Source organism: Marisediminitalea alba (assembly GCF_002993365.1).
Lineage (GTDB): Bacteria > Pseudomonadota > Gammaproteobacteria > Enterobacterales > Alteromonadaceae > Alteromonas > Alteromonas alba.
On the sequence record NZ_PVNP01000021.1, the window covers coordinates 1 to 14,283 of the forward strand.

Here is a 14,283-nt window from a genome sequence, read left to right on the forward strand (position 1 = left end):
CAACTGTTATCCCCCTCCTGAAGGCAAGTTCCCAAGCATTACTCACCCGTCCGCCACTCGTCAGCGATTAGCAAGCTAATCCTGTTACCGTTCGACTTGCATGTGTTAGGCCTGCCGCCAGCGTTCAATCTGAGCCATGATCAAACTCTTCAATTAAATATCGAAATTTTGAATTGTCGTTGTTGACACTCTTAATGAGTGCCCACACAGATTGTCTTGTTATAAATTGTTAAAGAACTAAGTGCAGAAAGGATTTCTCTTTCTGCGCAAGGAGGACTTTCGTCACACTCAGTTTTAAAAACTTTACCTTGCTTGCTTCAGCGCTCTTTTTAGAACCTGCCGAAGCGGGATGCGTATAATACGCTGTTTAGTTTCGATGTCAATGCTTTTTCTTAATTTATTTTTTAAGTTTTTGCGTTGATGGACGTCTTCGCTTATTGCTCTGTGTCCCTCGAAACTGGCGCGCATTCTACAGACCCGATTATTTTGATCAAGCCTTTTTTTGTCTTTTTAACGGTTTTTTGTCGAAATAGATGTTAAGCGTCTATTTTTACAGCAAAAGGCATATGGAGAGTTATTCTTTTGTCTATATATGTGAATCAATATTGTTCATTTTGTTATAAATGAGTAAAATTTAGATAGCCGACACTTTTTTCTCATAACAATTATTAAGGTAGCATTATGAAAGTCAGCTTAATGCAGTGTTTTTTAGTCAGTCTTGTTCTGGCTGTTTTAGGATTTGTAATTACTCAACAGGTTTCATTTGAAGGGCAGGCACCTACCATGGTTGCTTTGTCTCTTTTGATTAGTGGTATTGTTACACCATGGATAGCTTCTTTTATAGGGACGAATAAGCAAAGTCATTCTCAGGCTTCTGCTCCCACTACTAATCACAGCGCCGACTCTTCGTCTGATAACGTTTCTACATTATATGTAGGTAACCTTCCCTACAAAGCCAACGAAGCAGCAGTAAAAGCTTACTTTGAAGATCACATTCGTATTCAATCGGTACGGTTAATGAAGGATAAGAAAACCGGTAAGCGTAAAGGATATGGTTTTATTGAAGTCATCGATGGTGACGTTGAGGCCATTATCGGTCAGTTTAATGATTCGGTATTTCAGGACCGTACTTTGAAGGTCCGACCGGCTAAAGACAAAGTCACTGACTAACCCATATAAGCAGGCCCCTATTAAGGGGCCTTTTTTTTTATTCAGCTTTAAGTGCGTTGATACGCCCATTAAATAAATGGAAGCGGTTTATCGCCGAAAGCACATCCGGCACGTGCACCTCTTTCATCTGATTAATAACACCGGTGACCAACTCTTTATATCCATCACCGTCTTTTAACGTCGTATCGAGTAACTGATTTAATGACTTCAGCTCGTCCATGTATTCTTTAATAGGACGCATGTATTTTTTAAGCTCTGATGAATCCCCATCACTGACTTCTTTATAAGCCGAGATCTTTTCGCTGACAACTTCACGACTGTTAAGCTTTAATGCGAAACCCGCCAGTTCCTTTTCGTCATATCCCAGATCCAGGGCTTTATCCAGCGCAGTATCCAAATCTCCTTTAAAGAATGATTTGCTGACATCAGTAATTTGCTTAACCAAATCAGAGATTGCGCCGAGTTCATCATCGTCCAGTTCGCCCTGCACAGAAAAACTGATACCACGGTATTCTGAGAACTGCACATTCAGTGAGCGCTGGGCAACAACATCGCTTTGCGGCGCCGCAGTCGCATTAGTATCTCCATTACTATTGGCCGACGACGTTATCCGTTCGCTGGCACTGTACTGATACTGACGCGACTGACCAAAGTTGATTTCTACCTCGTCACCGTCTTGGGTGGTTATCTTTAACCCGCCTGACTGTGACTGGGCATACTGAGCAGATAACGATGCGCCGACTTCCATGGTACCGCGAAACGGCGATAAGACTTCTTTCTCGATGTTATCGATACCTTCACCGATAGCTTCTTTACTGTTGCGAATACCATCGGTGATCTCCGGGTTCATAAACCCGGCCAGGTCTTTTTCAGCCAGCGCAATGCCCTTGGCCACGCCGGAGCGGGCCTGACCAAGCAGATCGGTAAGCTGCGCTTCATCTGCACCACTTTTCGCTGCACCACGCACAACACCGCCAACAAACTTCAGCACATTAGAAGCGACCTTCTCAAAGTCAAAGGCAGACTTGTTTTCCTCAGCCTTATCGAACTGTCGGTTATCGAAGCGTCTTTCGTTTAACACAACTTCCTGTTCCAGGGAGCTCACCAGTACGGTACTGCCCACCCGGGTTTGAGACACAGTCACTTGTGTTGCCTGACTACTTTGTTGAAACTCGCGTGCCTGACGCAAGCCTTCTTGTTGAAGCTGCTTTTTAAGGGCAACGTCAGGCTTTTCAACGGTCGCCTGGCCACCTTTTGCAGCAGGAATTGAATCCACACTCATAATTTAATCCTCTCACACCTCACTAGTGTTATCGGCAGTTAATGAGGATTGTTTAATTTTAATACATAATTAGCTTAACGCCGCTACATTGGAAGTTTTTTGAAAAGTCTCTACAATGCCGCTGCAAATGCGGTACGGGGAACAAAATGAGCACAGCACCAACTACTACCATCACCTATCAGGACCAGCTTCAGGCAAAAGTCGACACCTTAACGTCGCTGCTGAGCCCTTTTTATAAACAAGCGTTGGATGTTTACCCGTCGCCGGAGCAGCATTACCGTATGCGAGCTGAATTCCGCGTATGGCATGATGGTGATGACCTTTATTACATTATGTTTAATAAAGAAACCAAGACCCCCTACCAGGTAGATGAATTCCCGGCAGCATCAGAAACCATTAACCGGTTAATGCAGCGTATTATCGAGCTGGTAAAGCCCAACCCTGTGCTGCGCAAAAAGTTGTTTCAGGTCGATTTTCTCAGCGGCTTATCGCAGGAGTGTGTAATTAGCCTGCTATACCATCGCCAGTTAGATGACGAATGGCAGGCGCAGGCCGAAGCACTGCGTACCGAATTGAATAAAGAGTTTAAGGTCAGCGTTATCGGCCGTGCCCGCAAACAAAAGGTCATCCTGGGTGACGACTTTATTATTGAAGAATTACCCGCCGACGGAAAAACCTACCAGTTTAAACATATCGAAAACAGCTTTACCCAACCTAACGCCTATGTGAATACCCATATGATTGAATGGGCGATTGCGCAAAGCCAGGGGTTAACCGGCGATCTGCTGGAGCTTTACTGTGGCGCGGGAAATTTTTCTATTCCGCTGGCCGCACACTTTGATCATGTAGTGGGCACAGAAATAGCAAAGCCTTCAGTGGAAGCAGCGCAGTTTAATATTGCAGTCAACCAGATTGATAATGTCCAGATAGCCCGGCTATCTGCTGAGGAGTTTGTTGAGGCATTAGCTGGTAAACGCCAGTTTGAACGGTTAAAAGGCATTGAGCTGGCTGAGCGGCAATTTAATACGGTGCTGGTAGATCCGCCTCGAGCGGGGCTTGATCCCGCCACCACACAAATGATCAGTCAGTTTGACAACATTATCTATATATCATGTAACCCGCACACGCTGGTTGATAACCTTGAAGCGCTATCGGCAACCCATGAAGTAAGCCGGGCTGCCTTGTTTGATCAGTTCCCTTTCACCGAGCACATGGAATCAGGTGTGTTGCTCACCCGCAAAGCTTAAGACTTTTGTGTCTGGGCCTCTGGCATGGTTTGCCAGTAGGCCAGACTGCCCAGTTGAATAAACCGTAGCTGGCGCTTGAGCCTGTCGCTGATGTCATTTTTCAAAATGGTGTCGGCTTCCAGGGCATCGGCGCCGGCACTAAACACCAGCCGTACCATGCTTTCTGCCTGTAACACCGCAATGTCATGGGGAATGCGCAGCTGTTCAATGATGTAGTCGCTCAGTTCGTCGGTGAAGTGCTGAATTTCACGAGACACCGCCAGGCGATAAGCGGCCGACGTGCCGGTATGCTCACGCAGCAACAAACGAAAGACGTTACTGTTGGCAGAGATAAACTCCATAAAGGTATCCACAGAGGTATCAATAACGCCCCCACCGGATGCAATTCGTCGCCGGGCCTGGCGCATTAACTGGCGCAAGGCTAAACCCGCTTCGTCTACCAGGGTTAGCCCCAGTTCGTCCATATCCTTAAAGTGACGGTAAAAAGACGTTGGCGCAATACCGGCTTCCCGGGCGACTTCCCGCAGGCTGATGGCCGACAGGGTGCGATTTTCGTTAAGTAACTGAAATGCCCCGGCTATTATATTTTGCCTGGTTTTTTGTTTTTGTTCCTGACGGCTCAACGACTTTCCCCGACTGATACCTATGGCTTATTCTTAAGACTAATCTTAACGGTATTTCCCTTGCGAAACACCTCTTTTAAAGCTAAATTAGCGTACAGTTGTAAGCTGAGATAGAAATCAATGAATAAGCCACGTTTAATCGTTACTAATGTGCTGGTCTTTGTGGTGACCGGACTTATCGCATTTGTAGGAGTTCCATTCTGGGCATTCTCATACGGATTTGATACCACTGAAATCATCACTACCGTAGTGCTGTTTTTTGTTACTGGCATGTCGATTACTGCCGGTTACCATCGCCTGTGGGCGCATAAAACCTACGAGGCTCATCCTGTTGTAAAAGTTTTCCTGGCCATTGGCGGCGCCATGGCTCTGCAAAACAGTATTTTGCACTGGTCGTCAGATCACCGGGTACACCATCGCCATGTTGATGTGAACGATAAAGACCCGTATTCAGCTAAAAAAGGTTTCTGGTTTTCACACATGGGCTGGATGCTGCGCGAATATCAGGCCGAGAATTACGGTGATTACCGTAACTGTAAGGATCTACTCAAAGATAAAGTTGTCATGTGGCAACACAATCACTATCTGGCTATCGTATTAGCCGCAAACTTTGGTATTACGGCATTACTTGGCTGGATCAATGGTGATGTTCTGAGCATGATTCTGATTGCCGGTGTATTCCGTCTGGTCATGGTTCATCACGTTACGTTCTTTATCAACTCCCTGGCGCACATCTGGGGTAGCCGTCCGTACACAGATACCAACACCGCCCGGGACAACGGCGTTATTGCGCTGTTCACCTTTGGTGAGGGATATCATAACTACCACCACATTTTTGAATACGATTACCGCAACGGTATTAAGTGGTACCAGTACGATCCAACCAAATGGCTGATTAAAGGGCTTTCTTATGTGGGGTTAACTAAAAACCTGCGTACCTGCCCCGAAGAGCGTATTGAAAAAGCACGTCTGGCGATGCAATTAAAGTATGCCAGCCAGAAGGTGTCTAAACTGCCTAACGCAGAAGAAGTGATGCAAACCCTGCAACACGAATATGATGTGCTGATGCAGAAGATGACCGACTACTACACCACTAAAAAGCGTATTATGGCGTTGCGCAAAAAGCACCTGCTGAAAAGCATGGAGCGGCTTGAGCTGGACTTTAAATACAAAGAGCTTAAGCAATCCTTACTACTGCAAAAAGAAAAGTGGCTTAAGCTGAGCCAGATGGAATTTGCTTTTAGTTAATCTATTATCCGCGTTACCCGTGGTGGGTTTATGCCCACCACGCACTTTCTGTGCGTTATACTTTCCGCTAACTTCTTTCTTCCTGACTTGATCTTCCCCAATCTTCGTCAAAACTTATTCCTGTAGCCCCCAATATTTATTTCAACGCAAAACTGCACGGAATATGACTACAGTCAGGAGGTGAGGGAGAGTGAATGAACGAGCTGTTTGAGTTTAGCGCAGAGGAAGATACCGCAGGGCCATCACAAAAAAACTGGGTAGTGTTAAGTGTAGAGGATAACCAGCCCTACCAGGACGTGCTGGAATCAGCCTTACAAGAGGTATCCTTTAAAGGGCGTAAAATAGAGCTACTACGTGCTACTTCTGCAGCATCTGCGGCAACTATCTTATCCAAACGGCAGGACATCAGCCTGATCCTGCTGGATATTGTCATGGAAACTGACGACGCCGGTTTTTACCTTATCGACACCATACGCAACGTTATTGGCGACGAACTGGTACGCATAGTGGTGCTTACTGGCCAGCCTGGCGTTAAACCCCACGACAAAGCCATTAACGAATACAACATTTCTGAGTACTGGAACAAAACCGACCTGAGCGCGGATAAACTCAAGAGCGTTGTAGTCAGTAATCTAAGAACCTGGCAAATATCCCAGCAACTCCAAATAGCCCGGCGTGGGTTGCAAATGATTGTTGACGCATCACGCTCGCTCACTGCCAGGCAGGATACCGCAGAGTTTGCACACACGGTATTAGAGGAAATTGCCCGGGTTATTAATGTGCCAAATACCGGCGGCATCGTTTGCATAGTCAAAACGGGCATCGAAAGTTTGCAGCTCGCCCCCATTGTGGCAGCAAGTAGTCACTTTCGGGAATTGATTGATGCCAGGCTCGAAAATGTCTTTAGTATCTACGACGAAGACAGAAAGCAACGGGTAGAAAAAGCTATATTCGAGGCGTGGCAAACACAACAACATATCTTTGAAAACGATTTTACCCTGCTGTTTTTTGATACCAGCGAGCACGATGAGAAACAGTACCTGATGTTGGTTGACTCGCCGCATGCGTTGGATAGCAACCAGCTCAATTTATTGCAGGCATTTGCCGAAAATATCAGTTCTGGCTTTGTTAATCAGGCATTGATGAACAAGCTTAGTCAGTTAGCCTACCTCGACACCCCCACCGGTATCCATAACTTTAACTGGCTGGCAAGAGAACTGGGACAGCAATCTACCTATCATATTAATAACAGTTCCTTAGTACTGTTCCGGTTACTCAATTACGACACGGCAGAAATAATGGCCGGGCATGATTATGCCACCAAAATGTTTAAGGCATTCTGCTTATTCATTAACGAGCAGCTCCCTAAGCATTACCTGCTAGCCGTGTGGGACAGAGAAACCGTTGCCGTGGTTTTTACCCTCGACAACAAACCAGGCGAGGATAAGCTCAGAGCCATTCGTAACACCACCATGGAAATGGATGAACTGGATATCCAGTTACAATTCCAGGTAGGCACCATGGATTTTAAAGATACCCAGTCTTTAAGCCTTGCCGAAGTGCTTGTATTGGCTAATACAGCACTGGGCAAAGCCCGTAGTTCAGGCGTAGATGTTTATAATTTTGACTATGCGCTTATTCAGCGACTCGCCAATCGCATGCGCATTCTCACTGCATTAAAGAAAGCCCTGACTACCAGAGAAGCGTTCTTTTTGGTACTCCAACCCAAAGTTAATCTGGCAACGGGCAAGCCGGTTGGTTTTGAAGCTTTGCTGCGCTGGCGTATGGAGGACAATACCCTGTGCCCGCCATCAGAGTTTATTCCCATTGCCGAGGCCTCAGGCCTGAGCCTCGAAATTTCTGAGATGGTAGTAGCAAAAACCATTGAAGTGATTCAACGCCTACAAGCCGAGGGCTACTCGCTACCGGTTTCGTTTAACCTCGCCAACAGCGATGTGGTGAGCCCGATTATCTTTAACGAAATTCACCGTTGTATCGATGAACAGGAAATTGATGCCTCCTTACTGGATATCGAAGTTACCGAAACCCAGGCCACCGAAGACTACACAGTAATTAACCCGCTACTGCGCTCTTTTATCGATAAAGGCGTTGGCGTGAGCATTGACGATTTTGGTACCGGTTATTCCTCCCTGTCGCAGTTGGCCGACCTGGCCGCTACCACCATTAAGCTCGACCAGAAATTTGTAAACGATCTTACTGCTGAGAATAAAGACAAGGCCCTGCACATAGTACAGATGATTGCCCGCCTTGCCGAGCGCTTTGCCTTTAAGCTTATTGCCGAAGGCGTAGAGACTGAGGAGCAGCGACAGCTGTTGATGGAGAACGGATATCAGCATGCTCAGGGGTATTATTTTGCCAAGCCCATGCCGATGGACGAGCTGTTAGACTGGCTGGCTAAAACTTAACCTGAATAAGAAGGAAGTACCTTGTTTATACCGGCCCGTTGGCGATATCTGTGGTTATTTTTTGTTGTGCTGGTGTGCGCTCTGGTATTTCGATTAGCCTTCGTTGACCGCTTTAATGAATTAAAACAGCCTTATGAAATTCGCCAGGGCGCGCTTATCGACCAGGCAGCCCTGCTTATTAATACCCGCCTCAGTCTGGTAGAAACGCAAATCCGATTATTTCGCCACGAACTTGAGTTGCTCAACCCCACGCAAGCTGAGCTTGAGCCTGCCATGATCTCCATGTTTAAGCTTTACAGCGACACTCTGCAGGTTCGCTGGATTGACGAACAAGGCTTTGAGCAGGTAAGACTCAATAAAACTGCCGACAATAACGTAGGGGTAGTACTCACCGACGAGTTGCAAAACAAACGGAACCGCTACTATGTTGAGGCCGGCCTCGCACTGGCTGACGATGAAGTATTTATTTCTCAAATAGACCTCAATGTGGAGCAAGGCAAGGTAGAGTGGCCATTCCAACCCACTTTACGTGGCGTAATCAAGGCCAGCTTAGCAAGCATGGGCGATGGCCTGTTGGTCATTAATTTTGATTTACGCTCATTACTGAATGAAGTGGCTGCCTTAAGTGAAACAAACATTCAGTTATTGGTAGCTGCCGGTGAAGACCGCTGGATAGTTCACCCGGATGAAAACCAACTATGGCGCAGCGATCTTAAACTGGGAGCGACAGGGATTGAGACGGACCTTCCCAAACTGGCGCGCTTAATTGAGGATGACGGCCTCGCGCAGGGTGCTGAAGATAACAATCAACTCTATACCGCACAGCTTATTGCATCACCTTATCAAAGCGAATCGAGTTTGCAGGATATTGTCGTCATCACTCAAACCGCTCCCTTGGTGCTAAGTAGCCTTAAAAATCAGGCACTGCTTCGGGCTGCGTTACTGGCTATTGCTACAGGCATTGCAGGTGTGATTTTGCTAACCTTGTACTCGCGGCACCTACGTGAAGTTAACGAACTGAGTGTGAAACTGGAGCATGAACGCGACAATCTTAAAACCACACTGGAGCGGCAGTCTTCGCTTATTAATGAACTGGCCGAAACCAAAAAGCTATCATCGTTGAGTATTATGGTGGCGGGCCTCGCCCATGAGCTTAATACCCCGGTAGGAGCGACTCAGCTGGCACTCTCCAGTCAGGCGTCGTTACTGGATAATTTGATAGAAAATAAGAACACCGGCCTGACCAAGTCGGCATTCGACAACTACCTGGAGCAGTCCGGTAAAACCTTGCAACAGGCTCAGCGTAATAATCAGCGGGCTATCGAGTTGATTCAGAGTTTTAAACGCCTTACTTTCGAACGGGCCAATAATGAACTCAATACATTTAATGTGGCCCAGCACCTTGATGACCTCTGCAAGTCGATGCACGGCATGCTGCACAAGCACAACATAAGGCTCGAAAATAAGCTTCCAAACCATATCACCCTTACCGGTTATGCCGGCGCGTTTAGCCAGATAGTGCAGATTATTATTAGCAATGCTATCGATCATGCGTTTGAGAATATGGCCGGAGCGTGCCTGGAATTAAGCTGCGAATACCGTGGTCGTGATGTGGTGGTGACTATCCGCGACAACGGCAAGGGCATTAAGGCTGATGAATTACCGCATATTTTTGAGCCCTTTGTTACCTCCAAACGGCAACAGGAACACACCGGGCTGGGTTTGCATATGGCCCGGGTCTGGATTGAACAGGCTTTTTCCGGTGATATTAAGGTTGAATCATCACCTGGTGTGGGTACCACTTTTGAGCTGACATTCCGTTCGGCGCGCAAACTGGCAGAGCAAATAGCCAAAAATAAGATCCCGGAAAACCCATTTACCTGAAGAGAGACCCCTTCAAAGCGATAGTCCGGCAGAAAATCCTAAACATATCAGTATTTTTTGCTACTATAATTTTGATATCTCCCACTCATTCACTTAACGCAAGTTGAACAGCGCACAATTATGACAACCAAAAAGAAAACAGCTAAACCCAACTATCAATTTGATGCGATCGTTATTGGTACCGGTCCTGGTGGTGAAGGTGCTGCCATGCAGCTGGCCAAGGCAGGCAAACGGGTCGCAGTAATAGAGAAATATCATGCAGTGGGTGGAGGCTGTACGCACTGGGGAACCATCCCGTCAAAAGCGTTACGGCATTCGGTGAGTCGTTTAATTGAATATAACAACACGCCGTTATTCGCCGATAATCACGTATCCCGCAGTCTGACCTTTTCCGACATTATGAAACATGCCAGCGGCGTTATTCATAGTCAGACCCGGCTTCGTTCTACCTTTTACGATCGCAACAGAGTTACGTTGATTCATGGCGAAGCAAGCTTTATTGATGCTCACACCATTGAAATCACCCGCAATGACGGCTCTAAAGAAATTATCACTGGCGAAAAAACTGCTATTGCTACCGGTTCACGGCCGTATTGTCCTAAGGATATCGACTTTAACCATCCGAGAATTTATAACTCTGATACCATTTTAAATCTCGACCATGAACCGCAATCCATCATTATTTATGGAGCGGGGGTTATCGGTACTGAATACGCGTCGATATTCCGAGGATTGGGCGTAAAGGTCGACCTGGTAAATATGCGCGATCGGTTGCTTTCATTTCTTGATGCCGAGATTTCTGACGCCCTGAGTTATCACTTATGGAATAACGGCGTGGTGATCCGCCATACCGAAACGTACAGCTCGGTAGAAGGCAGAGAAGACTCGGTTATCTTAAACCTGGAGTCCGGCAAACGGATGCGCGCCGACTGCCTGCTGTTTGCAAACGGTAGAACCGGTAACACCGATATGCTTAAGCTGGAAAACATCGGTCTTAAAGCCGATTCCCGTGGCCAGCTTAAGGTTAACCACAATTATCAGACCGAGGTAGATAACATTTATGCCATCGGTGATGTCATTGGCTACCCCAGTCTGGCATCAGCTGCCTATAACCAGGGTCGCTTCGCTGCTGAAGCCATGTTACACGGCAACGCTAATGCGCAGTTGGTTGAAGATATCCCAACCGGTATCTATACCATTCCTGAGATCAGCTCGGTGGGTAAAAATGAGCAGGAGCTCACACAGCTTAAGATCCCTTACGAAGTAGGCCGAGCTCAGTTTAAGCACCTAGCCAGAGCACAAATTGCGTCTACTCAGGTGGGTAGCTTAAAGATTCTGTTTCACCGTGAGACTAAAGAAGTTTTGGGTATTCACTGCTTTGGTGAACGTGCGTCGGAAATTGTTCACATCGGCCAGGCGATTATGCAGCAACAGGGCGCCAGTAACACTATTGAGTATTTCATCAATACCACGTTTAACTACCCCACTATGGCCGAAGCCTATCGGGTGGCCGCACTCAATGGTTTAAACCGGGTCTTTACTGACTAATCATCAGGCCCTTAAAGGAAAAAAACCGGAGATAAACTCCGGTTTTTTTATTCAGTCAATGCTGAAGGCTATTTCTGCTCGGTGGCGTTACGCACTAACAGTGCGTCTCTGTGAGCGACGATATCGATAGTCATTTCTTCGACATTAAAAGTCATAGTTGCCATCGCGTACTTGCTGCTGTTGGTATCAGCAGCTTCAACAATAGTTTGTTGAGCAGCCCGGAAGTCCATGTTGTTGCTGATTTTATCAACCATACATGTACTATTAATTTCAAACGTCTTCGCATCCATACAAGAAAATGCTTTATCGTTACCGGTGTCAGCATGCGCCACACTAGCTCCAGCAAGCAACAGTGATGCTAATACAACTTTACGCATGAGATAATCTCCTTTTGTTAACGATAATTTTACTTTACTGTATTTTTGTCCAATTAGCAAACGCCAAATCACAGCTATATGACAGTAATATTACAGTGAGTGTAACAAAGCAAAAAAATTCGCTAATTGCGTTTAGTCTGCGTTTCTTTCGGCCAGAAACTCTACCAGGCTGGTAAATGGCATGGGGCGACCAAACAGATAACCCTGAGCTTCATCACAGCCGAGCTTGATCATAAAGCTCGCCTGCTCGCGTTTTTCAATGCCTTCGGCAATGGTGGTAAGGCCTAGTTTACTGCCGAGTGTCACAATGGTCTCGGCAATGAAGGCGGTTTCGCCGGGACGGATTTCGGCCACAAAGGAGCGGTCTACCTTGAGGCGATCCAACGGCAGCTTTTGCAGGTAACTCATAGACGAAAAGCCGGTACCAAAATCATCAATGGCGATGGTCACGCCAAATTGTTTCAGGTCTGTGAGTGCATCGATGACGATTTGTGGTTCATCCATCACCACACTCTCGGTAATTTCGAGCTCAAGTAAACTGGGGCTGATACCAGATTCGGTAATTAAACGTTTGATGCTTTTAACAAACTGCGGATCCCGGAACTGCGGAATCGACACATTTACCGCAACCCGTAAGTTCGGATAACCCAGATTCGCCAGTTCCTGAAGACGTTTACAAGACTCCTCAACCACCCAGTAGCCAATATCAACAATCAGCCCGGAATACTCGGCCAGAGGCACAAACTCAGCCGGTGAGATAAAACCACCGTTACCGTCAGGCCAGCGTAATAAGCCTTCCATGCCAATCACTTTTTCGCTGGAAAGGTCGACCTGCGGCTGAAACCAGAGTTCCAGTTTGCGGGCAGTAAAATCGTTGCGCAGACGACGGATCATATGCAGTCGCCAGGTAGTTTGCTCTTCGATTTCCGGGGCAAAATACTCAAAGTTGGTAGTGGGGATTTTCTTGGCCCGGTTAAGTGCGATGTTGGTGCGCTTGAGAATATCCACGCCGGCTTCGGGCTTACGCCCCAGCAAACACAAACCAATTGTGACATTCAGTGGCATAGTGTTATCACCGGCACTGAAGGGCTGCTGAAAAGCCTGATTAATCAGTGCCGGAGTCACCTTATCAGCTTTACCAAACAGGCCAAATACGTCTGCTGCGATACGGCTTTTTTTAACCTCTGCACCAAAGCAGTTATTTAACCGCTGCGCCACGGCTTTAAGAAGTTCGTTACCGGCTTCCTGCCCTAACCCGTCGTTAATATCTGAAAACTGGTTAATATCAATTAACGCCGCGCAGAGCTGCTCCTGGGTGTGGTAGTTTTTTGAGTGGTCGAGAATATTAATAAATTCGTTGCGGTTGGGCAGCCGTGTGAGCCAGTCTCTGAAGGCAGCGTTTCTGAGCTCATGAAACAGATACACGTTCTCATAACCTACAGAAATACTCGACAGGAACACTTCCAGCAGTTGTTTATCCAATTCGCTGATTTCACTGTGCAGGTTTAAGTACACAGCGGCTTCAAAGCCTGAGCTATTTAAGTAAAGCACGGATACGCCGGCTTCAAAGATATGCTTCTTAAGCCGTAAACAGCGGCTGACATGCTCTACTATCAGGGCATTATGCAACGACTCGATACGTTCGTTTATGTAGGTGGCGTAATCGCCGGCCGCGCCGAGCACGTAAACACCATCATCGTCGCGATCTAGCACAGACCCCGCCCGGGCACACACAATGCCTTCGGCCTCTAGCCCTACCATCGAGCTGATTTGAGTAACGATCCCCTCACAAAATCCTTTAATGGAATGCTCTTCCAGCAAATTGGAGGCTGAGTGGATGATTTTCTGTAAACCAATCCGGCTTTGATTAATGGTCAGAATTTGCTGATATGACCGCACCGAAGAAATGACCGTGGTAAGCAATTTTGCCCGGGTCAGCTCTGTTTTGGTTTTGTAGTCATTAATATCATAGGTTTTAATGACTTCTTCTTCAGGGGCAAAACCTGGCTGGCCGGTACGCAGAATTATTCGCGGCTCATGGTGATTCAGTGTTTCACGCAGATAGCGTACTACTGTCAGGCCGGCGTCATCGGTTTCCATCACTACATCGAGCAAAATAATAGCAATGCTGCTGCCGTATTCATCGAGTATGGTTTTGGCTTCTGTGCCGGAATAGGCATGGAGAAAGTTTAACTTGCGGTCGTGAACTTCAAGATCAGATAAGGCCAGGCGGGTAACGGTATGAATTTCTTCATCATCATCTACGATCAAGATATTCCATTCTCTTTTATTGCTATGTTCTAATTCCTGATGGGTGTCTTCATCAAGAAATACCAGCTCGTCGTTATCGTATTCCGCGGACATCTTGTTTACGTTGTGACCAATATTATTAGTATCCTACCCCTAATATAGACCTTTGCATAGTAAACTTCCTATACACTAAAGTCGAAACAGGGTATTTTTAGTTATGTGTTTACG

The 14,283-nt window shown here is 46.6% G+C and carries 10 protein-coding genes and 1 rRNA gene; 6 read left to right on the forward strand and 5 right to left on the reverse strand.

Annotated elements, in window-relative coordinates; all coding sequences use genetic code 11:
• Positions 1-156, reverse strand: a 16S ribosomal RNA gene (locus C6Y40_RS03135); the annotation flags it as partial.
• Between the two features lie 525 nt (positions 157-681).
• Here C6Y40_RS03135 and C6Y40_RS03140 point away from each other — a divergent pair.
• Positions 682-1,170, forward strand: a complete 489-nt coding sequence (locus C6Y40_RS03140) for an RNA recognition motif domain-containing protein (protein WP_105933304.1) — start codon at positions 682-684, stop codon at positions 1,168-1,170.
• 37 nt (positions 1,171-1,207) lie between these two features.
• On the opposite strand, the gene C6Y40_RS03145 is transcribed toward C6Y40_RS03140, so the two are convergent.
• On the reverse strand, positions 1,208-2,452 hold the full coding sequence (locus C6Y40_RS03145; RefSeq protein WP_105933305.1) for a DUF5610 domain-containing protein: 1,245 nt from the start codon (positions 2,450-2,452) through the stop codon (positions 1,208-1,210).
• 146 nt (positions 2,453-2,598) lie between these two features.
• Between C6Y40_RS03145 and trmA the strand changes: the two genes are divergently transcribed.
• Positions 2,599-3,699 (forward strand): tRNA (uridine(54)-C5)-methyltransferase TrmA, encoded by a 1,101-nt coding sequence (gene trmA, locus C6Y40_RS03150; RefSeq protein ID WP_105933306.1) that lies wholly within the window; start codon positions 2,599-2,601, stop codon positions 3,697-3,699.
• On the opposite strand, the gene fabR is transcribed toward trmA, so the two are convergent.
• Positions 3,696-4,322, reverse strand: a complete 627-nt coding sequence (gene fabR / locus C6Y40_RS03155; protein WP_105933307.1) for an HTH-type transcriptional repressor FabR — start codon at positions 4,320-4,322, stop codon at positions 3,696-3,698. The genes trmA and fabR overlap by 4 nt on opposite strands.
• 120 nt (positions 4,323-4,442) lie before the next feature.
• On the opposite strand from fabR, the gene C6Y40_RS03160 reads away from it, so the two are divergent.
• The 4 genes from C6Y40_RS03160 (at position 4,443) to sthA (ending at position 11,428) form a co-directional block, all read left to right on the forward strand.
• Complete coding sequence (locus C6Y40_RS03160) at positions 4,443-5,570, forward strand: acyl-CoA desaturase (protein ID WP_105933308.1); 1,128 nt, start codon at positions 4,443-4,445, stop codon at positions 5,568-5,570.
• 194 nt (positions 5,571-5,764) lie between these two features.
• The gene (locus tag C6Y40_RS03165; RefSeq protein WP_105933309.1) at positions 5,765-7,996 is read left to right on the forward strand and encodes an EAL domain-containing protein; all 2,232 of its coding nucleotides are present in this window, start codon (positions 5,765-5,767) and stop codon (positions 7,994-7,996) included.
• A gap of 21 nt (positions 7,997-8,017) precedes the next feature.
• Positions 8,018-9,880 carry a sensor histidine kinase gene (locus C6Y40_RS03170; protein WP_105933310.1) on the forward strand — a complete coding sequence of 621 codons (1,863 nt, stop codon included), beginning with the start codon at positions 8,018-8,020 and terminating at the stop codon, positions 9,878-9,880.
• Positions 9,881-10,000: 120 nt separating this feature from the next.
• A complete protein-coding gene (gene sthA, locus C6Y40_RS03175) occupies positions 10,001-11,428 on the forward strand; it encodes a Si-specific NAD(P)(+) transhydrogenase (protein ID WP_105933311.1) in 1,428 nt (475 codons plus the stop codon).
• 68 nt (positions 11,429-11,496) lie between these two features.
• On the opposite strand, the gene C6Y40_RS03180 is transcribed toward sthA, so the two are convergent.
• The gene (locus C6Y40_RS03180; protein WP_105933312.1) at positions 11,497-11,805 is read right to left on the reverse strand and encodes a pyridine nucleotide transhydrogenase; all 309 of its coding nucleotides are present in this window, start codon (positions 11,803-11,805) and stop codon (positions 11,497-11,499) included.
• A 132-nt stretch (positions 11,806-11,937) separates the two neighbouring features.
• Positions 11,938-14,169, reverse strand: a complete 2,232-nt coding sequence (locus tag C6Y40_RS03185; RefSeq protein WP_105933313.1) for a bifunctional diguanylate cyclase/phosphodiesterase — start codon at positions 14,167-14,169, stop codon at positions 11,938-11,940.
• Positions 14,170-14,283 lie beyond the last annotated feature (114 nt).